Origin of the sequence: Mediterraneibacter sp. 210702-DFI.5.30 (assembly GCF_020560115.1) — a bacterium.
GTDB classification, from domain to species: Bacteria; Bacillota; Clostridia; order Lachnospirales; family Lachnospiraceae; genus Mediterraneibacter; species Mediterraneibacter faecis.
The window spans coordinates 201,865-223,608 of record NZ_JAJCME010000004.1; the positions used below are offsets into that span (position 1 = coordinate 201,865).

General features: G+C 41.4%; 21 protein-coding genes. 3 read left to right on the forward strand and 18 right to left on the reverse strand.

Features of this window, described 5'->3' with window-relative positions; all coding sequences use genetic code 11:
* Positions 1 to 28 precede the first annotated feature (28 nt).
* The 9 genes from LI126_RS06150 to LI126_RS06190 all read right to left on the reverse strand — a co-directional run bounded on the left by LI126_RS06150 (position 29) and on the right by LI126_RS06190 (position 7,986).
* A complete protein-coding gene (locus tag LI126_RS06150; RefSeq protein WP_117826027.1) occupies positions 29 to 796 on the reverse strand; it encodes a 16S rRNA (uracil(1498)-N(3))-methyltransferase in 768 nt (255 codons plus the stop codon).
* A gap of 11 nt (positions 797 to 807) precedes the next feature.
* The gene (gene prmA, locus LI126_RS06155) at positions 808 to 1,764 is read right to left on the reverse strand and encodes a 50S ribosomal protein L11 methyltransferase (protein ID WP_020436184.1); all 957 of its coding nucleotides are present in this window, start codon (positions 1,762 to 1,764) and stop codon (positions 808 to 810) included.
* Positions 1,765 to 2,685 (reverse strand): glycoside hydrolase family 25 protein, encoded by a 921-nt coding sequence (locus LI126_RS06160; RefSeq protein WP_227165032.1) that lies wholly within the window; start codon positions 2,683 to 2,685, stop codon positions 1,765 to 1,767. It lies immediately after the preceding gene.
* A gap of 64 nt (positions 2,686 to 2,749) precedes the next feature.
* The gene (locus tag LI126_RS06165) at positions 2,750 to 3,190 is read right to left on the reverse strand and encodes an MOSC domain-containing protein (protein ID WP_055170465.1); all 441 of its coding nucleotides are present in this window, start codon (positions 3,188 to 3,190) and stop codon (positions 2,750 to 2,752) included.
* A gap of 96 nt (positions 3,191 to 3,286) precedes the next feature.
* Complete coding sequence (gene moaA / locus LI126_RS06170; RefSeq protein WP_118113768.1) at positions 3,287 to 4,276, reverse strand: GTP 3',8-cyclase MoaA; 990 nt, start codon at positions 4,274 to 4,276, stop codon at positions 3,287 to 3,289.
* 41 nt (positions 4,277 to 4,317) lie between these two features.
* Positions 4,318 to 4,842, reverse strand: coding sequence for a MogA/MoaB family molybdenum cofactor biosynthesis protein (locus LI126_RS06175; protein ID WP_055164075.1), 525 nt, complete (start codon positions 4,840 to 4,842; stop codon positions 4,318 to 4,320).
* Position 4,843: 1 nt separating this feature from the next.
* Complete coding sequence (gene moaC / locus LI126_RS06180) at positions 4,844 to 5,347, reverse strand: cyclic pyranopterin monophosphate synthase MoaC (RefSeq protein WP_020436189.1); 504 nt, start codon at positions 5,345 to 5,347, stop codon at positions 4,844 to 4,846.
* 166 nt (positions 5,348 to 5,513) lie between these two features.
* Positions 5,514 to 6,395: an Rpn family recombination-promoting nuclease/putative transposase gene (locus tag LI126_RS06185; RefSeq protein WP_081021264.1), complete on the reverse strand. Its 882-nt coding sequence runs from the start codon at positions 6,393 to 6,395 to the stop codon at positions 5,514 to 5,516.
* 361 nt (positions 6,396 to 6,756) lie between these two features.
* On the reverse strand, positions 6,757 to 7,986 hold the full coding sequence (locus LI126_RS06190; RefSeq protein WP_055144921.1) for a dicarboxylate/amino acid:cation symporter: 1,230 nt from the start codon (positions 7,984 to 7,986) through the stop codon (positions 6,757 to 6,759).
* Between the two features lie 429 nt (positions 7,987 to 8,415).
* Between LI126_RS06190 and LI126_RS06195 the strand changes: the two genes are divergently transcribed.
* Both LI126_RS06195 and LI126_RS06200 read left to right on the forward strand, forming a co-directional pair.
* On the forward strand, positions 8,416 to 8,634 hold the full coding sequence (locus tag LI126_RS06195) for a helix-turn-helix transcriptional regulator (RefSeq protein WP_055144924.1): 219 nt from the start codon (positions 8,416 to 8,418) through the stop codon (positions 8,632 to 8,634).
* Positions 8,624 to 9,412 carry a DUF3169 family protein gene (locus tag LI126_RS06200; RefSeq protein ID WP_181983016.1) on the forward strand — a complete coding sequence of 263 codons (789 nt, stop codon included), beginning with the start codon at positions 8,624 to 8,626 and terminating at the stop codon, positions 9,410 to 9,412. Before LI126_RS06195 ends, LI126_RS06200 begins: the two co-directional genes overlap by 11 nt.
* Before the next feature lie 147 nt (positions 9,413 to 9,559).
* Here LI126_RS06200 and LI126_RS06205 read toward each other — a convergent pair whose 3' ends face one another.
* Together LI126_RS06205 and LI126_RS06210 are read right to left on the reverse strand one after the other, a co-directional pair.
* Positions 9,560 to 10,909 carry a CitMHS family transporter gene (locus LI126_RS06205; protein WP_118113766.1) on the reverse strand — a complete coding sequence of 450 codons (1,350 nt, stop codon included), beginning with the start codon at positions 10,907 to 10,909 and terminating at the stop codon, positions 9,560 to 9,562.
* Between the two features lie 173 nt (positions 10,910 to 11,082).
* Positions 11,083 to 13,305, reverse strand: a complete 2,223-nt coding sequence (locus LI126_RS06210) for an ATP-binding protein (RefSeq protein ID WP_118113765.1) — start codon at positions 13,303 to 13,305, stop codon at positions 11,083 to 11,085.
* Between the two features lie 115 nt (positions 13,306 to 13,420).
* On the opposite strand from LI126_RS06210, the gene LI126_RS06215 reads away from it, so the two are divergent.
* Positions 13,421 to 14,107, forward strand: coding sequence for a response regulator transcription factor (locus LI126_RS06215; protein WP_227165033.1), 687 nt, complete (start codon positions 13,421 to 13,423; stop codon positions 14,105 to 14,107).
* 147 nt (positions 14,108 to 14,254) lie between these two features.
* On the opposite strand, the gene citG is transcribed toward LI126_RS06215, so the two are convergent.
* The 7 genes from citG to LI126_RS06250 all read right to left on the reverse strand — a co-directional run bounded on the left by citG (position 14,255) and on the right by LI126_RS06250 (position 21,638).
* Positions 14,255 to 15,169, reverse strand: coding sequence for a triphosphoribosyl-dephospho-CoA synthase CitG (citG, locus tag LI126_RS06220; protein WP_118113764.1), 915 nt, complete (start codon positions 15,167 to 15,169; stop codon positions 14,255 to 14,257).
* A gap of 6 nt (positions 15,170 to 15,175) precedes the next feature.
* Positions 15,176 to 16,795, reverse strand: coding sequence for a citrate lyase subunit alpha (gene citF, locus LI126_RS06225; protein ID WP_118113763.1), 1,620 nt, complete (start codon positions 16,793 to 16,795; stop codon positions 15,176 to 15,178).
* Between the two features lies 1 nt (position 16,796).
* Positions 16,797 to 17,696, reverse strand: a complete 900-nt coding sequence (locus tag LI126_RS06230; RefSeq protein ID WP_118113762.1) for an aldolase/citrate lyase family protein — start codon at positions 17,694 to 17,696, stop codon at positions 16,797 to 16,799.
* Positions 17,696 to 17,995: a citrate lyase acyl carrier protein gene (gene citD, locus LI126_RS06235; RefSeq protein ID WP_118113761.1), complete on the reverse strand. Its 300-nt coding sequence runs from the start codon at positions 17,993 to 17,995 to the stop codon at positions 17,696 to 17,698. Before citD ends, LI126_RS06230 begins: the two co-directional genes overlap by 1 nt.
* Before the next feature lie 205 nt (positions 17,996 to 18,200).
* Entirely contained in the window at positions 18,201 to 19,640 is a 1,440-nt protein-coding gene (locus LI126_RS06240; protein WP_118113803.1) for a PTS transporter subunit EIIC, read from the reverse strand.
* Entirely contained in the window at positions 19,633 to 20,583 is a 951-nt protein-coding gene (locus tag LI126_RS06245) for an alpha/beta hydrolase (protein WP_181983020.1), read from the reverse strand. The genes LI126_RS06240 and LI126_RS06245 overlap by 8 nt, the downstream gene beginning before the upstream one ends.
* 113 nt (positions 20,584 to 20,696) lie before the next feature.
* On the reverse strand, positions 20,697 to 21,638 hold the full coding sequence (locus LI126_RS06250) for a LysR family transcriptional regulator (protein WP_227165034.1): 942 nt from the start codon (positions 21,636 to 21,638) through the stop codon (positions 20,697 to 20,699).
* Positions 21,639 to 21,744 lie beyond the last annotated feature (106 nt).

Here is a 21,744-nt window from a genome sequence, read left to right on the forward strand (position 1 = left end):
GGCGTCTGCAACCGGCAACGTCTTTCTATTATCTTATGTTTTTATCGTCCAACTGTTCCCTGCATTCTAAATGATACATCAGAATTGACAATGTTGTAAGTCCCGCTGTCTCTGTTCTTAAAATACGCTTTCCAAGTGTGATTGGAACCGCTCCGGCCTCTTCCGCCTGCTCGATCTCGCTCTCGTCAAACCCACCTTCCGGTCCGATAAAGATACCGACAGACTGTCCCGGTTCAATCTTACTTATGACAGCTTCTGTTGCTTTCATCCCTTCCTGCAGTTCATAAGGAACAAGCACTACATCCAGCTCTTTCGCGTAGTTCATCGCTTCCTGAAAGCTCATCACATCCTGCACTTGTGGCACAATTCCTCTCTTCGATTGTTCCGCAGCCCCCTTGGCAATTGCCTGCCAGCGTTCTCTCTTCTTTCCGGCTTTCTTCTGATCCAGTTTCACAACGGAGCGCTTTGCCGCAAACGGAACAATACTGTAAGCTCCAAGCTCTACTGCCTTCTGTACGATCCATTCCATCTTGTCCCCTTTCGGAAGTCCCTGGAATAAGATCAGACGGGAAGCCAGTTCTGTCTGAGACACTTCTTTTTTCACAACACGAAGGACTGCTTCCTTCTCCTCATAACCTTCCACACTGCAGAAGTAATCCATTCCTTCTCCATCACTGACCCACACTTCCTCACCGGGTTTCATGCGGAGTACATTCTTCATATGATTCACATCACTTCCTGCCAGACGGATCTGTTCTCCGTCCACGCAGGATGGATCTGCAAAAAAATGTTGCATCTTATTTCTCCTTATGCGTTCTTGCGCGCTGTCACACATACCCATTCACCCTGATGTGTAACCTCCAGAAGTTCCAGCCCGGCTTTTGCAACAGCTTCTTTTACCATCTCTTCTTTATCATCAATAATTCCACTTGTGATATAGATTCCGCCTGGTTTCAGCTGGTTCACGATCACTGGTGTGAGTTCTACAAGAACCGGTGCAAGGATATTCGCTGCCACAATATCGTAGCACTCATATCCAACCTTATCCTGAACTTCTTTGTCATTGATAATATTTCCGATCATTACTTCATATTTATCTCTGGAAACCCCGTTGTTCTCCATGTTCTCATAAGTTGCATCGATTGCACACGGATCGAGGTCTGTTCCAACAGAATGCTCTGCTCCGAACTTCAATGCAAGCATTCCAAGAATTCCGCTTCCGCATCCCACGTCAAGAATCTTTGTCGTCTCTGTTGTATACTTTCTGATCTGACGGATACAAAGTTGTGTTGTCTCATGCATTCCTGTACCAAATGCTGTACCTGGATCAATATGGATCACCATCTTATCTTCATCCGAAGGCTTCACATCTTCCCAGGATGGAATAATCAGAATATCATCCACATAGAACTGATGAAAATACTTCTTCCAGTTATTCACCCAGTCTACATCCTCTGTCTGGGATTCTTCAATCTCGCAGGCTCCGACATTTACATAAGCAGACATCTCCTCCAGTTCTTTCTTCACATTTGCCAGAACTTTTTCTTTGTCCTCATCCTCTTCCAGATAAAAACTTAAGTAAGCCACACCATCATCTGCCTCGATCTCCGGTAAAATATCAACAAACATCTGCTCTTTATCAGACTCTGTCAGCGGGATCTTATCCTCGATCTCAACACCTTCAATCCCAAGATCTGCCAGCATACTGCTTACAATATCCTCTGCCTCTGTTGTTGTCTTCAATCTGAATTTATTCCATTTCATCTAGTTTTCCTCCTGAAACCACAAATCTAAATCTACGCTTGCACGAATTCCCGGAACCGTACCGGCCTCACTGTACTGCCACATCTTATAATCATATGGACACTGCGGAAGTTCATGATAATCCGCATACCAGAAATCATATTCTGTCAGCTCTTCCATCTTCAAGGTAAATGCTATCCATTTCATATTAGCATAAATCATCGGTTGATATCCAGCCTGTTTCACTCCGTCACAAAAGACTTTACAAAAATTCGTAAAGTCTTCCCTTGTATTCTGGTCTGTTCTTGCTGTATCATCTTTGATTTCTTCTGTGTCATAGACAACAGGTCCTGTAATCTGATACGGCTGGATATGTTCCAAAACAAAGTCAGTCTCTTCGACTGCCTCCGTTGCTGAGATTGCCTGGGAAAAGAAATAGACACCGACTTCCAGACCGGCATCCAATGCGCCTTGTACATTCTGTTCAAACATGGCATCTTCAACTAACGCGCCACTCTCTCCATATGCACGGTATCCAAGTCTTACGATCACGAATTCGATTCCGCTTTCCTTCACCTGCTGCCAGTCGATCGTCTCTCCCTGGAACTCCGAAACATCAATTCCTTTTTTCGCTGACACTTTTCCCTTCGTATCTTTATACGAAAGATATCCTGTCTCTTCATCTAATGCCAGATTGCTAAAATCATAAGAATTCCTTGGTACTTGATCCTGAAGCCTTGCTCTGTAATTATTCTCTTTCACATCCTGGAAGTCATAGTACTTCTTTCCGTCTTCTGTAACAATCTGAACTCCACTGACAATCTGCGTGTTTTCCTGCTTGTCTTTCTTCGTCTGTCTTGTCTTCACGTTGCCGGAACCCACGCCGACAAGAATAACTGCAAGCCCCACAAGAGCCGCCGCCACCCATTGCTTCTTTCTCATTCATTTCCTTCCAATCGCATCTGTTCCGTACCGTTGCAGAAATATTTCCCAGGTAATTTTTTCCTTATTCGTCTGCTGCAAGCACGATCATTTCATCTCCGGCTTTTATTTTACCACCATGAAGCACTTTTGCAAATACCCCTTCTCGCGGCATGATACATTCTCCCATTTTCTGGAAGATCTGACAGCCATGATGACATTCTTTTCCAATCTGTGTCATCTCTAATAAAACATCGTTACATTTTAATCTTGTTCCAACCGGAAGATTACGGAAATCAATCCCCTGAACGATCACATTTTCTCCAAATGCGCCATCTTCTACTTCTGCACCTCTTGCACGGAATGCCTCGATCTTGTCATAAGAAAGAAGACTGATCTGACGATGCCATTTTCCTGCATGCGCATCTCCTTCCAGACCAAAATCTTCAATAAATGTGCCTTCCTCGATTCTTGTCTTCTGTGTTCCCTTTTCCGGACTTGTACAAATTGCTATTACTTTTCCCATTTTTCTATACCTCTCAAATTACTTTTTCACTTTTATAATTTTTGTGCATGATCTGCACTGTTACTTTTCTGTCACTGATTTTATTTCATTACTGATCTAACCACCAATTCCGTACATGGCCCGATGTTCTTTTTTCTGACCAACTTCTTCATCTCTTCGCTCATCCGAGAAATTGTGACAGGCCGGTTTTTTCCAGATTGCCTGACGCATTGCTTCTTTCACTTCTTCATCCGTTGCACCACTTCTTAAAAGTTTTCTTAAATCAATTCCACTTTCATACTGTAGACAAAGTTTCAGATATCCTTCCGCTGTGAGCCGGATCCGGTTGCAGGAATCGCAAAACTTGTGACTCACTGCACTGATAAATCCAATTCTGCCCTGGAATCCCGAAAAGCTCACATACTCTGCCGGACCATTCCCCAAATGTTTTTCATACGGTTCAGCGTTTCCAAATGCTTTCTCTAAAAGTTCCAGAAGCTCATCTCTTGATTTTCCCTGACAGGCTTTTCCCATCCCGATCGGCATCATTTCTATAAAACGAACCTCTACCGGATGCTCCTTTGCATACTCTGCCATCTGAATATACTCTTCTTCTGACTGATTCATCGGCACACAATTTAACTTCACACGCAGATTCGGATATTCGAGTGCTGCCTGCAGTCCTTCCAGTGCCTGATTTAATTCCCCACATCTTGTCACTGTATGGTAACACGTTTCATCCAATGTATCAATACTGATATTCACTGCATCCAGCCCCTGACGCATCAATCCGTCCAACTGATTTTTAAGAAGAATTCCGTTTGTTGTCAATGTCACCTGTTCGATCCCCGAAATTCTCTTAATTTTCCCCAATAAGTCCGGCAATCCTTTTCTCACCAACGGTTCCCCACCGGTCAGTTTGATCTTTGAAATCCCAAGTTCTGTACTGATCCGGCATACTCTCTCAATCTCATCAAAAGTCAGAATCTGCTCATGCGGCAGCTGCTCAATGCCCTCTTCCGGCATGCAGTAGACACAGCGCAGATTACAACGATCCGTCACAGAGATACGCAGATATTCTATTGTTCTTCCATATTGATCGATCATCTCTTACATACCTCATATTATTTATCTCTTACATTACTGTTTTACTTTCCTTCAGAAACTGGTTTTCCACACTCACTTGCATTTCCTGTAAGAATTGCAAGACCATGTTCCAAAGATGGGAGTACTGCTTCTAGATTCTCTTTTACAGCCTTCGGACTTCCCGGAAAATTAATGATCAATGTCTGATTACGGATCACAGAAGCGCCACGGCTAAGCATAGCTCTTGGTGTCACTTGAAGTGAAGCCAGTCTCATCGCCTCTGCGATTCCCGGTGCATTCTTTGTCGCCACGGCAAATGTTGCTTCCGGTGTGCAGTCACGCGGTGCAAAACCTGTTCCTCCGGTTGTTGCGATCAGATCCACTTTTTTCTCATCTGCAAGTTCACAGAGACACTGTTCGATCATCTTCTGCTCGTCCGGAAGAAGCCTTACTTCTGTTACTTCATATCCTGCCTCTTCTAACATACCGCAAAGAAGCGGTCCACTCTTGTCCTCCCGCTCTCCTGCATATCCTTTATCACTCAGTGTCACTACCGCTGCTTTCCATCTTTGTTCTTTCTTTTCCACTTTACTTTTCGCCTTCTTTTCTTTCCTTCTTATATCCATTGTTGATCAGCCCACTCTTACCGCCGCTCTTTCTGACCAGATAGATTTCCCCAATCTCCATCTTTTTATCCATCGCTTTGCACATATCGTAAACTGTCAAAAGTGCTACACTTGCTCCTGTCAGAGCTTCCATCTCAACGCCTGTCTTCCCTGTCACACGTACCGTACAATTACAATAAATTGCAAGTTCACTCTCAACCATCTCGAACTCTACCTTGCACTTTGTGATCGGAAGAATGTGACACATCGGAATCAGATCCGATGTCCTCTTTGCTCCCATAATCCCTGCTGTTGTCGCAACTCCAAGCACATCCCCTTTGCCTGCAGTTCCTTCTTTGACAGCACGGAACACTTCTTCATTCACCGTGATCTTTCCCGTGGCGGTTGCTTCCCGGACTGTATCCTGCTTCTCCGTCACATCCACCATAATGGCCTTTCCTTTTTCATCAAAATGTGTAAATCCCATTTTTTTCACCTCTCAATCTGAAAATGCTGTTGATATCCACATTCCCCTTGCAAATATCAACCAGACGATTGCTTTTTTTATACCAAACGATTGTACCACAGAATAGTACCAAAATTCAATGTTTTGGCAAAAAGAAAGGACAACTATAATAGCTGCCCTTTTACCATCATCCCATCTTTTTCTTTAATTCTTGTATCGTTTCCAGAGTTTCTTTCGTGATTTCCGCAATTTGTTCCAGTGGTAGTCCCGCTTCAATCATTGATAAAATAATTTCTTTACGTCCACGGTTTTCTCCCGTCTTGATCAATATGTCACGATCTCTGATTGCTTTCTGTCTTGCTTCATATTCAAGGCGTTTTTTCTCGTCCGCACTTAATTTGTCCAATTCTTTATACGCTTCTTCAAAACAAGAATTCTTCTTAGCCATTTTCTCAAAATCCTCCCTGCGTTTACCATTCAAAAAGCGCATCCACTGCATTAAATCTGTTTCACTCTTTTGTTCCGGCGGTAATTTGGGCAGTTCCAAAATATGCATTTCCATCAGATCTGTATATTCCTTCCCCGTCTTTACATCACAAAACGAAATACGTCGATAACACTCATCATCTTCTTGAAATAATACATGAGCAAGAATACTTACTTGAATACATTTCTGTAATCTATCATAGCTATCACCTTCTCGTATCTGTTCCGTATACATCTTACTCAAATAATAAATTGTACGATTCGCCCAAAAATCATAATAAACCACCTGCATCTCAAAATCAATCTGTACTTCATTATCTAACTGCACCCGAACATCTAGAATTCCATACTTATCATCTTCCGAATCCTTTCTTAGGATTGTGGGGAGAAGCTCAGTATTTACAATTTCATCTGGACGCCTGTTTAATATAGCTGCAATAATTCCTTTTCTCACATTTTCATTTTGCATCAACTCTTTAAAGCAAAAATCAACTGTTGGCAACATAATGAAATCTTCTTTTTCATTTAATGCATTTTCGCTTTTAATTGCACTTTTAGATACTTTTCTTTGGTTTTCTTTCATAAGAATTCTCCTTTTCGTTTTTGTAAGACAAACACTTATATGAAGAAAAGAATTCTTTATCCAAATTTATTGTAACATAGGTTTTTTTTTCAGAAAAGCAGAACTTTTAAACCTGATCCTTTAATAAACTTTCAGTTATCATTCATACAATATTCGTCTTATGTTTTGTTATCGGATTATTTGTTCGAATACTGAACTATGGAAATAATTACCGATTGGTTAATAGATATCTTTGCTGTTCATAAGAATAAGAACTGCGTGAATTTAGGCTAACATATATTTCCGAAAATTACAACCTCTTTTTGATTTTCCGTTTAATAGAAATAAGGACAACTATAATAGTTGCCCTTAAAATCAATTATTAAAATTCAATATTCAGCATCTCATCTGACTTCTCCGGAATCTTATGTCTTTCCGCATATCCTGTAAGAATCAACGTAAGTGCTCCGTCCCCGGTCACATTACAAGCTGTTCCAAAACTATCCTGAAGTGCGAAAATTGTAAGCATCAGTGCTGTTCCCGCATCATCAAACAGAAGGACTCCTGTGATAAGTCCAAGGGATGCCATAACTGTTCCTCCCGGAACTCCCGGTGCACCGATTGCAAATACTCCAAGAAGTATACAAAACAGAAGCATTGTTGGAATTGACGGAAGTTTTCCATACAGAATCTGTGAGATTGTCATACAGAAGAACACTTCTGTGAGTACAGATCCACACAGATGGATATTAGCAAATAACGGAATTCCAAACTGTACCATATCTTTTCTTAATGGTTTCGCCTTTCCTGCACACTGCAGAGCAACTCCAAGTGTTGCTGCGGAAGACATTGTTCCAACGGCTGTCAGATATGCCGGTCCGTAATGCTTCACAACCTCCAGTGGATTCTTTCCTGAATAAGCACCGGCGATTGTATAAAGAAGTGCCATCCAGATATAATGTCCGATCATAACAATAATGATAACCTTAAGGAATACCGGAAGCTGTTTTGTGATGGATCCTTCATATGCCAGAGAACAAAATGTGAATCCAATAAATAACGGAAGGATTGGGATCAAAATCCTTGACACGATGGAAAGCACGATCTTCTGGAATTCTTCCAACATTCCTGTGATTAATTTTGCCTTATTCCATGCCGCTGCAAGTCCGATCATAATAGAAAATACAAGTGCACTCATAACCGGCATGATCTGTGGGATAGAAAGTTCAAACACCATCTCCGGCAGTTCTTTCAGTCCATCTACATCTGTCACAATAGAAAGATGCGGGATCAGCGCGTATCCTGCTGCTGTAGAGAATAACGCAGCCCCAACAGAAGATACATATGCAATACATACTGCAAGCAGAAGTAATCTCGATGCATTATTTCCCATCTTTGTAATGGACGGTGCGATAAATCCAATGATGATCAGCGGAACGCAGAATGAAATAATCTGTCCCAGAACATATTTCAAAGTTACAATAATGTTCAGAATTGCATTTGTCAAACCTGTCCCGTCATTTGCATTAAGAGCAAGTCCGGCAAGAATTCCAATCACAACACCTACCAGAAGTTTAAATGGCAGGCTTTTGAAAAAACTAGATTTTTTCATAGGAAGAATCCTCCAATACTATTTTTCGGTCCTAATTCACAGATGTCTGTAATCCCCAACCTTTCTCAGACCTGTTTAGTCGGTATGCAATATTATAATACACGAAGGATAAATCTACAACTGTCTGTTTGCAGCTTACCGATTTACACCTATAGGACTCTTATATTTTATTGTCCTGCAAGGCAGAAGAATATTATAAGTCCATGCGCTTTTTGTCTTGTTTTTAATTTCTCGAAAAAGAAATCCTGAGATTAGTGTGCAGACCATAGCTGATTATTTTGCTGCTCAGCTATACGGATGTAAGTTTTGCTTTGAAAAATTCAAAGTTGTCTATAAGATGTATGAAATTAATTGACAAATAAAGTTGTCAATGTTATCATCAAAAATGACAAGAAAAGTTGTCAAAGCAAAACGAAAGGGGACTGGAAATTGCCTTTATTAAATCGATTAAAAGAATATAGATCAAAACTGGGAATCAATCAGACAGAGCTTGGAAAGCGGGCAGGAGTTTCCCGCCAGACGATCAGTCTGATCGAGCGTGGGGACTATTCCCCATCTGTGACACTGGCATTAAAAATTGCAAAGATCTGTCAGGTTACAGTAGAAGATATCTTTGAGTATAAGGAGGATGAAAACGATGAAGAGTGATACAAAGACGAGAAACACAAAGAAAACCATTGTAAGGATGTTAGCGGCAATGCTGATAGGCGGAGTGATAGGAGGCGTAAGTACTGTAGTTTATGAAATTGTTTTTGGGGAAGATTTTAGTGGAAGATCGCTGAGCCTTCTGACGGAAGTGACACGGAGGCTTATGGTTCCGGGGCTCCTGTCAGTGCTTGTCGTTTCAATTGCAGCATATGAGATCTGCTTCAAAAAGCTAAGAAACGTCTGTGATCGGATTGAAGATGCAGAAGATGAGGAATTTCATCGACTGGATTATGAAGAAGAAAGGTACGGAGCAATTCTGCAGTGTATCAATGTAGTGGCACAGGTGCTTTGCATTGCTTTGTTGGGAAGTGGATATTCTATGAGATATATTCATGATGGAAGAAATTCGCTGGTAAAATTTCTTACAGCATGTGTCCTGTTTTTAATCTGTTTCTTTTACTGTGGCATGGCTCAGGCCCGTTATGTAAAACTGCTTCAGAAAGTACATCCAGAGAAAAAGGGCGATATTGCTTCCAAAGATTTTCATAAACAATGGCTGGAAAGCTGTGACGAGGCAGAAAAGGAAGCTGTTTATCAAAGTTCCTACAGTACTTACATATTCTCAGGAAAATTAATCGGAATATTGTTAGTTGTGACGATGATCGCGCATTTATTTTTCAATACAGGAGTGTTCGCGATTGTTGTGGTCGGTGTAATCTATTTATGTATAACTGTAAAATACTGTGTTTCCTGTGTTAAATTAAAGAATAAATCATAGCGGTTAACTATAGAAATTTCAGTAAATAATGCAAGTAATTCGTGCTCTGCCTTTTTTGCGTTAACATGGGAATGAACAATAACGAAAAAGACGGATAACCTCTTTCCAAAGATTATCCGTCTTTCCTTTCATTTATTCTTTATTCTCTTAGAAATGAATCACTCCAAGCAGTATTCCAGAAATAAGACATACAATACTTACACCCCAGATCCAGAAGAAACTTGCTTTGATATGATCTTTGATCTCAACACCTGCAAGTCCGACTCCAAGGAATGTAGCCGGTACTACCGGGCTGATAAACGTTGCACAGTTTCTGCAGACAACCATTGCGATTGCTATGTGTGCAGGATTTACACCGAACTGGTTTCCGATACTGATCAGAACCGGAAGAAGTCCGAAGAAGTAAGAATCTGTACAGAATAAAAGTGTCAGCGGTACAGATAATACTCCGATGATCAGTGGCAGGAATCTTCCCATAGACTGTGGGATAAATGCCGCCAGTACGTTTGCCATATGGTTCATGATTTCTGTCTCTTCAAGAACACCGAGGAATACTCCTGCAGCAAGGATGGTAGATGCCATCATAAGTGCCGGACCAGAATGAGATTTGATAATCTTATTCTGCAGTTTTGCTCCCGGATAGTTCACAAGCAATGCAATTACACAGCCAACCATGAAGATATAGTAAGATGGTACTTTAACAAAAACAAGACATACAATCACTGCCAGTGTAAGAATTGCATTGAATGCAAAGAGCTTCGGTCTCGCAAGATCGTTTTCTGCTGCGTCTTCTGTCTTTTCTTCTAAAGCGTCATATTCTTCCGCCTTCACAATTCCCTGTGGTGCTGTCTCTGCTCCTGCTCCACGTTTTTTCTCTACGAATCCCCAGAAAACTGCTGTTGCAAGTGCAATTACAACTCCAACCACCTGCATCGGGAGCAGCTGTCTCCACAGCTCGTTCGGATCGATTCCGAGTACAGTTGCGGAACGCATTGTCGGGCCTCCCCATGGCAGCAGGTTCATAACACCCATTGCTGTAACACAGATCAGAAGCAATGTTGTCGGACGCATGTTTAAGCGCTTGTACACTGGAAGCATTGCCGGAATTGTGATCAGGAATGTGGAAGCTCCACCTCCATCCAAATGTCCGATCATGGCAATAATACATGTCATCAGTGCTACACCGACTACATTACTTCCCACTTTTTTCATTAATGCGTTGATGATGCGGTCAAACATTCCCACATCTGTCATAATTCCGAAGAAGAGTACGGAGAAGATAAATAACGCTGCGGTTGAGTGTACTCCTGCTACACCTGACGCAATAAATTCTCCCATTTCTTCTACGGTAAATGTTCCGGTCGCAACCAGAATCACTGATGTAACTGTAGATACCCCGGCAAATGCAAGTGCCGGCACTGTTACATTTCTCAGCAACAAAACAATAATCATGATGATCGTTGCAAATCCTAATACTGCAAGCATTGTCTCATTCATTGTCTGTCCCCTTCCTTTCTCTCTTTTTTGGATAAATTTATTATAGAAAAAGAAGCTTACAGACTGCCTTGATTCACCTTACATTTTGTTAAGGAAATCCTTTATATTTTTTATGTTTTTTCGCTTTTTTATATTGCAAAAAAGGAACAGAATCTCTTCTGCTCCTTCCTAATTCACACGTTTTCCTCACACTGTCTCACTGCATCGAGAAGCGTTACCTCCGATACCGGTTTTTCAACATAGCCTTCAATAATTCCATGCTGCTTTGCCTCAGCAAGTTCTCTTGTTATGTGTGCTGCCATTACAATTTTTTTCATCTGTGGATATTTTCCAGAAATTGACATACAGAATTCTACTCCGCTTCCATCTTCAAGCGTTTCATCAATATAAAGTACATCCGTCTCTGCTTCTTTCAGATATTCTTTCAATTTCTCCACGTCTCTGCATGTAATAATCTCAATCCCAATCTTTCGGAAATTCTTCTCCAGCAACTTAAGAACCTTTGCATTATCATCTGCTATAACAATTCTATATTTTCCACTCGCAGTCGGCACGATTATCTTCTGTTCCGTATCCATTGCAGGAAGATACAGATAAAATGTGCTGCCCACACCCGGCTTACTTTCTACTGAAATATATCCCTTGTGTGACATCATGATCTGCTCTGCCAATGCAAGTCCCAGTCCGGTTCCTTCTCCACCTTTCTTTGTTGTAAAAAATGGATCAAAAATGTGTTTCATCGTTTCCTGATTCATTCCACAGCCGGTATCCTGAATCTGGATTTCCACATAATCTTCCCAGCTTTCCCGCAACTTGTCTGCCAGTTCCTGTGACAATGAATTTCTTTTTACTCTACGTGCAAGAATACGAATTGTCCCTTTCTGTTTTCCGATTGCATGGATTGCATTCACACTGATATTTAAGAGCACCTGGTTGATCTGTGTTGTATTTCCCAGGATCCATGTATGATCCAGATTCATCTGTTCTTCCACTGTCACTTGCGGAGGACATACGGACGAAATCATTTTCACTGCTCTTTGCATCAACTTCTGCGCCGGTATACTTTTATATACAGTCTCTACATTCTTACGGCTGAGCGTTGAAATCTGGCGCACAACATCCTTCGCTTTCTCCGAAGCTTCATAAATCTCGTGTGCACTGTCATATTCTTCTGAATCTTCCGGTAATTCCATCATCAAAAGCTCCGCATAACCCATGATCGGTGTCAGGAAATTATTAAATTCGTGAGCAATTCCTCCCGTCATTGTGCCCATGATCTGAAGTCGTTCCTGATGCGCAATATTCTCTTCTGACTGATGAACTTCTTCCAACAGGGAATTTAGTTCGCGCAGATAAATAATCTCTGCTGCCGATTTCTGACGATCAAAGACCAACCTTCCCACAAAGATAAGAAGAAGAATAATAAGCAGCAAGATTCCCAACATAACAAAAAGAATTCTTGTAAATCCCTGCCTGATAGGAAGATACATATCATCATAATCAATCACTGCACTCACTACCCAGAAATCCCCTCCAAGATCTGCCGAACTGTACGCGCTTACTTTATGTACTTTCGGAAGATTTGGCATGGTCCACCAATAGGAATCGTATTCTAGGATTCCTTCTCCACCTTCTTTCTGTTTTTCGATCATATGCTCCAGACTGCTCAGATCAAGATGTGGATACATTTCTTTTCGGCCTTCGATCACATCGATTCCCCACTGCTCTCCTTTCGGATGCATGATGATCTTTCCTTCTGAGTTCTTGATCATAACATAACCATTCGTTCCGACTTTAATGCTTGAAATCAGATTCGCATAAAATGCTTCCTCATTTACCACCATACAGATCTGATTTTCCGATGGTTCTAAATAATGGAGCACAAGGTATTTCTGATCCTTATCATCTTCCATCTGATAAATTCCGACTCCCTGATCTGTCTCTGTAAAGCAAACCGGATCCGCATACACTTTCCCACTCAAACTGTTAATAAAATTTCCATTTTCATCCTGCCAGAACAGATCACAGACATACGTTGTCTCTTCTTCCAGATATCTCTTCATTTTTTGCATAAATGCGTCTGTATTCTGAATCTTATAATTTCCGGCTTCATCCTGCATCATCACTTCTATATTGTGTAGCATCTCATAATCCCACTCATACTCTTTCATGGAAGTTTCAAGGCTTTCACTTAAAATTTTTGAAGAATTACTAAGCTGATCGTATTGATTCTGCATCAGATCTTTACTGTACTGTTTCCATACACGATATCCCATTCCTCCAAATCCAAGAAGCACCAGAAGAAATAAAATCAGAAATATCCATCGAATCCGTCGATTTTCTTTTTCGCGTTGTTCTTTTGATTTCCATTTCACATTTTTCCCGTCGGTTTTCATACTTCACCTCCTCTTCTGATTGACTTGAATTTTATTTAATATTATAATGTTTTTTATAGATTGTACAGTATTTAAACTGTATTTTCAGTTCGTTTTACAAGGGGGATAAACCTTTATGTCAGATAAAGTACTGATTGTAGATGATGATCCATCCATCTGCAAACTTCTGGAAAAGGTCATGAAAAGTAATGACCTGGAGCCAACCATCGCAACTTGCGGGAAGGATGCCCTTTCCCTGCTTCGCACACACACCTTTGATCTGATCCTTATGGATGTCATGCTCGGAGATATGGAAGGCTTTGATGTGATCAAAAAGCTTCGGAATCAAGGCATAAACACACCGGTCATGATCGTAAGCGGAAGAAATGAAGACTATGATTCACTTTATGGTCTTTCTCTCGGTGCAGATGATTATATCACGAAACCGTTCCGACCGCTTGTACTGGGTGCAAAAGCAAAAGCGCTAATCCGCCGCAACAAGAATCTTGTACTGGAAGGCAATCAGATGTTAGAGAGCGGACCTTTCTCTTATGATACTGCGACAATGCGTTTCTATAAGAATGGAGAAGAATTGATTCTTTCCAGTAAAGAAAGTGCTTTGCTCCTTCTTTTTATGAAACATCCTCAGCAGGTTTTCACTAAAGATATGATCTACGAACATGTATGGGGGAACACAATTGCAGTGGATGACAATGCAATTATGGTCTATATCAATCGCCTGCGCGGCAAGATTGAAGATGACCGTCAGAATCCGCAGCATATCCTTACACTTCGCGGACTTGGATACCGCTTTGTACCTTAATGAATTTTCCTGTTTTCTAAAACCAGAAAAGTCGAAGCAGATGGCAGCCTGCTCCGACTTTTTTGGTTTTACAACTTATATTCTTTCCTCTGACAGAAAATTTCAAAAGAGGTTATGGCACAAACATTTAAGATATGTAGAAAATGTTTATTCTTCTGTCAGTGGAGATTTGACGATAGAATGAAGAAAAATTGCAACTGCAAGGAGATCTGCGCAGCCGCCTGCACTCACATTCCTTACACAATATTTTTGATCCAGTCGTTTCAGGTATTCAACTGCATCCTCCCGGTAGGCTCCACCGGACTTAAGAAATGCATGAATTTCTTCCTGCACTTTCTCAAGTTCCTTCGGTCCCCTCCTTGAGATGATATTTGAGTCCTGGGTACTGCTCATCAATACAAGCAGCGTCTGAAGTTTTACACGATTCCAGTCTCTTCCCTCTTCAACTCCCTGTCTGAGTGTCGGAAGTGCGAGTTGAAATAGAGACGGGTATCCTGCAATTGCCTCACCCCGAACCCCTGAGGTTCCATATTTCTGAAGATTCTGCTCACCATGGCTATGTGCTTTCTTCTTCATAAGGATCCTCAACTCATCAGCCAGTATCTTTCCTACCATCTGACACTGAATCTCACGAAGCTGTTTCCATTCAATCACACCTTCGTTTTCTCTGGCACATCTTCCCGCTGCTGCACAATAGATTCCCAGCGTAAAGATCAGTCCCTTGTGTGTATTTACACCGCCCGTCGCACGGTACATCGCACGCTCTGCCTGAACACCAAAGCTTCTCACATCACGAAACAGATCCTGCAGACTTCCGTTTGAAATCGCTCCCTGAGCGGCCATCCGGACAAACCACGGATAGAGAGCATAGGCACTCTTTTCAAAAGTATGTACATCCATATCTTTGTGAGCGCCTGTAGAAAACAGATCCACCAGTCCCGGCTTTGGTGTTGTATACACTTCTGCCAAAAGCGCTCTATAAGCACGGTTTCCGATAAATTCTCCAATCTCGGATGCCATAGAGAATATCCTGTTTTCCTGAACTGCTTTCTCTGCTCTCATACCATTTTATCCTTTCTTCTTATTTTCAGCCTTTTCTTTCTTCTCAGCTTTTTCTTCAGCCTTCTTTTCATCTGCAAACTCGAATGGCTTGATCTCTCTTACAACATCCATGATCGTACCGTCGCGGCTCTCAATGATACCTACTACACGATCACCAAACTCTACTTTCTGAGGCTCGCCTGCGATAGAATAAGCAATATCTCTGAGTTCTTCGATTGTCTTGAATGGAAGATCGACATCTTTCATCGCCTCGATCAGGTCTGTTCTCTTTGGATTGATTGCGATACCATAATCAGTAATTACAACATCCACACTCTCTCCCGGTGTAGTTACTGTTGTAACCTCTGTACAAATAGCCGGAATTCTTCCCTGAAGTAACGGAGCGATAACGATCGCACATTTTGCACCTGCTGCTGTATCAGGATGTCCGCCCTGTGCACCTGTGATCATTCCATCTGATCCTACTACTACATTACAGTTGAAGTTAACATCTACTTCCAGTGCTGCAAGGATTACAAAATCCAACTTATTTACAACAGCACCTTTATTGAATGGGTTCGCATATTCTCCTGCACTGATACGGTAATGGTGAAGATCCTTTACAGATTCTACTGCTGCAAGGTCGAAATCCTGTGTATCAAGAAGTGCGTCTACCTGTCCATTGATCAGAAGATCACACATTGGTTTTGTCAGTCCACCAACACCAAAACGCATGCGGATATTTCTTTCTTTCATGATCTTAGCCAGAGAAATTGTAGAAGCAATGGAGGCTCCACCAACACCTGTCTGGTAAGAAAAACCATCTTTAAAATACGGTGTATTTACAACAAACTGCGTACAGTAATCAGCCATCATCAGCTTTCTCATATCTGTTGTCGGTTTTGCTGCTCCTGTTGCAATTTTCTTTGGATCTCCGATTTCATCAACTTCAACTACATAATCCACTTTTGTCATGGAAATATGTGCCGGGAAGTTCGGGAACGGTACCAGGCAGTCTGTGATTGCTACAACTTTGTTTGCATGGATCGCATCAGCCATCGCATAAGAAAGGACTCCACAGTCTGACTTTCCACCAATACCACGGCAGTTACCATAGTCATCACAAGTTGGTGTTCCGATAAATGCGATATCGATCTGTGTCTCACCTGTTGCAAGGGCTCTTACACGTCCACCATGGGAACGCATGATTGCAAGACCTTTCAGCTTACCGTGAGAAATTGCTTCTCCGATTTTTCCACGCACACCGGAAGACTGGATGTTTGTGATTGTTCCATCTTCAATCATCGGTACCAGTTCATCATGTGCTTTTCCAAGAGAACTTGCACAGATTGTGATATCTTTGATTCCCATCGCATGGATTTCTCTCATGACCATATTAACAACATAGTCACCCTCACGGAAATGATGATGGAAACCAAGTGTCATTCCGTCTTTAATCCCACATTTCACAAGTACTTCATGAATGTTTTCTACAAGCTTGCTTCCTTCAGAGTTAATCACACATTTTGTCTCCGGTCCATGTTTCTTATAAACATGTCCATCAAAATGATGCACTCCCTGGAACACTTCTTTTCCAGTTGCTTTCAAAATCTCTTCTGGTATATCTCTTCCAACTGCATTTAACATCTTACAATTCCCCCTTATATACGCCTGAAGCCTTTGCCAGTTCAATGGTTCTCTTCGCACCGTCATAGAATGCAATATCGATCATCTTACCGTCTACTGTAAATACACCGATTCCCTGTGCTTTCTTAGAATCAATCTCTCTTACAACCTTCTCTGCAAAGATGATATCTTTCTGTGTTGGTGTATAAATCTCATGTACTACATTGATCTGTCTTGGGTTAATAATTGATTTTCCATCAAATCCCATCAGATGGATTGTCTCAACGTCCTGTTTAAATCCTTCCATGTTGTCAAGATCTGTATAAACTGTATCAAAACACTGGATTCCTGCTGCTCTGGCTGCAATTACCAGATTCTGTCTTGCACCCATCAGCTCAATTCCGGTTCCAGTAATATGCGTCTGAAGATCCTTTGTATAATCTCCTCCGGAAAGTGCGATACCAAAAAGTCTTTCGGAAGACTCACAAATATCAAGTGCTTTCATAACACCTCTTGCAGACTCAACAGCTGCCATGATAAGAACACTGCCTTCCGGTCTTCCAAATTCACGTTCTGCATACTGTACTTCACGCTCAACCATCTTGACATCCTGTGCTGATTCTGTCTTCGGAATACGGATTGCATCACACCCTCCGGCTACCGAACAACGAATATCTTCTTTCCAGTATGGTGTGTCAAGTGCATTAATTCTTACAACCCTCTCACATCCTCTGTAATCAATTGTCTTCAATGCATGATACAGTGAGAATCTTGCCACATCTTTCTGATTCTCTGCAACAGCATCCTCAAGATCCAACATAATAGAATCCGGTTTGTAAATATATGGATCTTTGATCAGTCCCGGCTTCTGTGCATTTAAAAACATCATGGTTCTTCTTAAACGTTTTTTATTCGGATTCATTATCTGATGGCACCTCCCCATGGTAAATGTTCAATCTGTCCAACGGAACGATAAACAGCTCCTTCAATTCTTGCCTTGATCGTACAATCAAGTGCTCCTTTATCTACAATAGAAATTCTTACATTGTCAACGCCCAGATGTTCCAATGTCTCATATACTACTTTCTTGATCTGATTTCCATACTGATTGATCACCGCACTGTTCAGTGTTAATTCAATCTTTCCTTCTCCCTCTTCTACAGTTACCTGGCAGTCACTGGATTCCAGTGTTCCTGCTACTGCAGGTCTTAAGATTTCCATCACAATTCCTCCTTCATTTGTCCACCTTGTGATTTTGCAGACCGACCAGTTGGCACATCCGGCCGGTATCCGCAGTGTTGACCGGTTTCGGATTATCCCTGGCCGGTCTGGCATTTCTTTTGGTTTCTTGAACTTATCATAGTCTTGAAATCTTACAGAAAGAAGAACGGTTACCTTAATATTCGTTAAGGTAACCGTTTCTGTCTTAAATCTCCATAAGATCGTCTAATTCTGTGTCTGTCTCTTCTTCATTTTCCTCTGCTTTTCTGACATCTTTCATGCCGAAAACAAGCATCGCAACCATCGTCACTGCAGCAGAAATCACAATTGCAATTGCCGCATTGATCATATTCTGAAGACTATCCCCACCGACATAGCATGGAAGACCAAGTACACTTGCCGGTCCCGGTGAATATGTTCTCATTCTGCTGAATCCTGCCCACAGACCTGCAACACCACCGCCAAGCATAACAGACCATAGAACACTCTTATATTTCAACGTAATACCATAAAGTGCTGGCTCTGTAATTCCTCCGATCAGAGCACTGATGGCTGCTGAAAATGCCATTTGTTTCTTTCCTGACTTCTTAGACTTAAGGCATACAACGAATGCTGCCGCTCCCTGGGCAACATTAGAGCAAAGGTTTCCAGGACCTGTTGCTGTTGCATATCCACGAAGTGCATACTGGGAATAGGTAATTGCTTTCAAACCATTATGCATACCTGTCATAACGATCAGTGGTGAAAATGTTCCCATGATCACCGGACAGAACCATGGAATATTGGCATCCAGCCAGTTGAACAGTACAACCAGAAGATTACCGCACCAGGTACCGATCGGTCCAAGTACTGTAAATCCAACAACGGATGTAATCACAAATGTAATGACTGGAACTGTAATAAACTTGATCGCCTTCGGTACAAATTTCTTGGAAATTCTCTCTACCACAGACATAAATAACGTAATAAAAATCACTGGCAGCACACTGGAAGAATATTTCACCAGTGTAACCGGGATTCCGAACATCCGGATACTGTCCCCTGCTTCCACAAATCCCATAAATGTCGGATGAAGAAGCATAAAGGACATGACAGCTGCCATGTACTGATTACACTTGAATACCTTGGCAGATGAAAAGGCCAGCATTACCGGCAGGTAATAGAACACTGCACCAGATACCATATTCAGCAGGACATATGTCTGATTGTCCTCAGGTACGATTCCAGCTGTCTTTAAAAGAATCAGAATTGCCTGGAGAATACCTGCTCCGGCAAGACATGGAATAATTGGAATGAAAATGGTTGACACGGTACCAAGGAACTTACCAAATGCATTTTTCCATGTCAATTTTTCTTTTTCTTCACGGATTGCTCCTGCTCCGTCTTCCACCTTGATGCCACCAATCTTCCTGATTTCTTCCATCACAAGATCCACATCTGGCCCGATGATCACCTGATATTGTCCACCATTTTTCACAACTCCGGCGATTCCGTCTGTTTTCTTCAATTCCTCCGTCTTCGCCTTTTCCTCATCTGCCAAATAAAATCTTAATCTTGTTGCACAGTTTGTAACAGACTTGATATTTTCTTTTCCACCTACAAGAGAGATGATCTGATCTGTAAGTTTCCTGTAATTTTTACTCATCCTGTTTCTCCTTCCCCTGTTGTTCTTCCTTTTCCCTTTTTTCCTTTGAATCCTCTGTCAGAATCCTTTTCAACCAGATTTGCAGTAAATTCGTCCACTGTTCACAGCCTTCATCATAATGCTTTGCTACGCTTGCACTCACTTTATCCGCCAATGCACAGCCGTGAACTCCTCCTGCAAACAAATGCAGTTCCACCGGAACTCCTGTCTCAAACAGCTTCTGTGCAAATGTAAGCGCACACAATGCATTTACAGATGTATCCGTAGCCGAATGCCACAGAAAAACTGGAGGCATATCCTTATGAACATTTGTATATGGATCAATTGTCATCTTCTGTTCCATTGTCGGCTCTGCTGTCCTGAACTGGCAAAGGTATTTATATTTTGTGATATTTCTACCCGATGCTGTCGCAAATTTTTCTTTCCAGTCCGGAACTGCCATATTGGTTCTTGCATATCCAAGTACTGCTGCCTTTGGTTTTATATAGTTATCACCTAATAATTCTTTTCCAAAGGTAAGATAACTTGCTGTTAGGTGTCCTCCTGCCGAAAATCCAAGCAGGATCAATTGGTCTTTGTCTACATTCCATTCTTCTGCATGCTCCCGAATCAATGCCAGTGCATTTCTCACCTGGTAGATTTGTACAGGAAAATATCCATCCGGATTCATTTCCGGAAGCTCTTCTTCCTTTTCAAAACTTTTCGGCTTTTCTTTGAATATGACAGAATATTGAAGTACAAATGCATGGTAACCCATACCATTGATTTTCAGAGCTACTGGCTCTCCTTCTTTTCTTGCCAGTGTCGTATATCCGCCTCCAGGACAGATTACAACAGCCGGACGTTTCTGCTGTTGATAATATTTCGGATAATCATCCAGAATATAAGTCTTTAAAACAGCCTTCTCATCTTTCTGATCGATTGATAATGTTTCAATTTTCATTGCTTTCCTCCCATCAAAAAAGCTCATTCAGTCTGCAAACTTCATGAGCTTATTATAGAAATTACCCTTTCGCTTTTCAAATAACGGAAAGTTATCTTTCTTATTCCTTATAGTTATTCATATGATTGACCACTTTTCTTCTGGTCTGCCGCTTTCTGATACAACTGTGTCAGATATTGTAATGGTTCTGTCCGATAGCTTCCAACCCGGTACGCCGCCACAAATTCCCAGATAATTTTCTTATTTCCAAAAGAATAGATATCAAACTGATCTCTGTGGTTCTGCATTCCAAGACTTCCACAGATACAGATTCCATATCCCTTTTTAACCAGTTTATGTGCAGTTCTCATATCTGCAAACCGGATTACTTCCGGTGACATATGATGTTCTTCCAGCTCTTTATCACAGATTTTTCCAATCCTCATATCTTTATTAAGCGTAATAAACGTCTCAAATTCAAACTGTGTAATATCTACCCATGGATATTCAAATCCATATTTAATGACCGGCTCCTTTCTTAAAGGAGTTTCCTTTTTTACTGTCAGGACAATTTCTTCTCTTCCAAGGAGCTCCGTATAGAATTCCGGATGCTGTTCCCTGTAATCTTCATCTACTACAAAATAGACAACATCCAACAACCCTTTCTGCAACATTTCCTCCAGCCTGTCCACATCTTCTTCATATAGTTCCAGCCGAAGATCAGGAAAGTTCTTTCTGAACTCCGGCAATACTTCTGGGGTAAGTCCACTGCTTCTTGCCGGAGTAATACCAACCCGAATCGTTCCATGTCTAAATTGTACAAGTTCTTGCAGTTCCCTCAAAAACTGGGTTTCTCTTTCTTTGGTCTCCTGTGCAAAACTTAAAAACAGCTTTCCTGCCGCCGTTGGAATGTACTCTCCCGAAATTTTTTCAAAAAGTGATACGCCAAGTTCTGTTTCTATATTTCTGAGACACTTACTCATTGCCGGTTGTGAAATTCCGATTTTTCTAGCAGCTTTGGTCAAATTTTTTTCCTGTTCTACTGCCAGAATGTATTCCATTTCTTTAAAATTCATCTATTATTCCCCAAACTATAGCTTATTGTTTTCATGCCTGATTGTTATTTTTTCTTTCTAGCTGTAATTAATTTTAGCAAAGTTCCACAATCACAGCTTCGATTTT

What these genes read in the sequence shown, in the direction of transcription:
- LI126_RS06215 (WP_227165033.1), top strand. Translation starts at nt 13,421, where the DNA reads ATGTCAGATAAAGTACTGATTGTAGATGATGATCCATCCATCTGCAAA.
- LI126_RS06200 (WP_181983016.1), top strand. Translation starts at nt 8,624, where the DNA reads ATGAAGAGTGATACAAAGACGAGAAACACAAAGAAAACCATTGTAAGG.
- LI126_RS06165 (WP_055170465.1), bottom strand. Translation starts at nt 3,190, where the DNA reads ATGGGAAAAGTAATAGCAATTTGTACAAGTCCGGAAAAGGGAACACAG.
- moaC (WP_020436189.1), bottom strand. Translation starts at nt 5,347, where the DNA reads ATGGGATTTACACATTTTGATGAAAAAGGAAAGGCCATTATGGTGGAT.
- citD (WP_118113761.1), bottom strand. Translation starts at nt 17,995, where the DNA reads ATGGAAATCTTAAGACCTGCAGTAGCAGGAACACTGGAATCCAGTGAC.
- LI126_RS06160 (WP_227165032.1), bottom strand. Translation starts at nt 2,685, where the DNA reads ATGAGAAAGAAGCAATGGGTGGCGGCGGCTCTTGTGGGGCTTGCAGTT.
- LI126_RS06190 (WP_055144921.1), bottom strand. Translation starts at nt 7,986, where the DNA reads ATGAAAAAATCTAGTTTTTTCAAAAGCCTGCCATTTAAACTTCTGGTA.
- prmA (WP_020436184.1), bottom strand. Translation starts at nt 1,764, where the DNA reads ATGAAATGGAATAAATTCAGATTGAAGACAACAACAGAGGCAGAGGAT.
- LI126_RS06250 (WP_227165034.1), bottom strand. Translation starts at nt 21,638, where the DNA reads ATGAATTTTAAAGAAATGGAATACATTCTGGCAGTAGAACAGGAAAAA.
- LI126_RS06185 (WP_081021264.1), bottom strand. Translation starts at nt 6,395, where the DNA reads ATGAAAGAAAACCAAAGAAAAGTATCTAAAAGTGCAATTAAAAGCGAA.
- LI126_RS06230 (WP_118113762.1), bottom strand. Translation starts at nt 17,696, where the DNA reads ATGAATCCGAATAAAAAACGTTTAAGAAGAACCATGATGTTTTTAAAT.
- LI126_RS06205 (WP_118113766.1), bottom strand. Translation starts at nt 10,909, where the DNA reads ATGAATGAGACAATGCTTGCAGTATTAGGATTTGCAACGATCATCATG.
- moaA (WP_118113768.1), bottom strand. Translation starts at nt 4,276, where the DNA reads ATGATCGATCAATATGGAAGAACAATAGAATATCTGCGTATCTCTGTG.
- citF (WP_118113763.1), bottom strand. Translation starts at nt 16,795, where the DNA reads ATGTTAAATGCAGTTGGAAGAGATATACCAGAAGAGATTTTGAAAGCA.
- LI126_RS06245 (WP_181983020.1), bottom strand. Translation starts at nt 20,583, where the DNA reads ATGAAAATTGAAACATTATCAATCGATCAGAAAGATGAGAAGGCTGTT.
- LI126_RS06240 (WP_118113803.1), bottom strand. Translation starts at nt 19,640, where the DNA reads ATGAGTAAAAATTACAGGAAACTTACAGATCAGATCATCTCTCTTGTA.
- LI126_RS06210 (WP_118113765.1), bottom strand. Translation starts at nt 13,305, where the DNA reads ATGAAAACCGACGGGAAAAATGTGAAATGGAAATCAAAAGAACAACGC.
- LI126_RS06150 (WP_117826027.1), bottom strand. Translation starts at nt 796, where the DNA reads ATGCAACATTTTTTTGCAGATCCATCCTGCGTGGACGGAGAACAGATC.
- citG (WP_118113764.1), bottom strand. Translation starts at nt 15,169, where the DNA reads ATGAGAGCAGAGAAAGCAGTTCAGGAAAACAGGATATTCTCTATGGCA.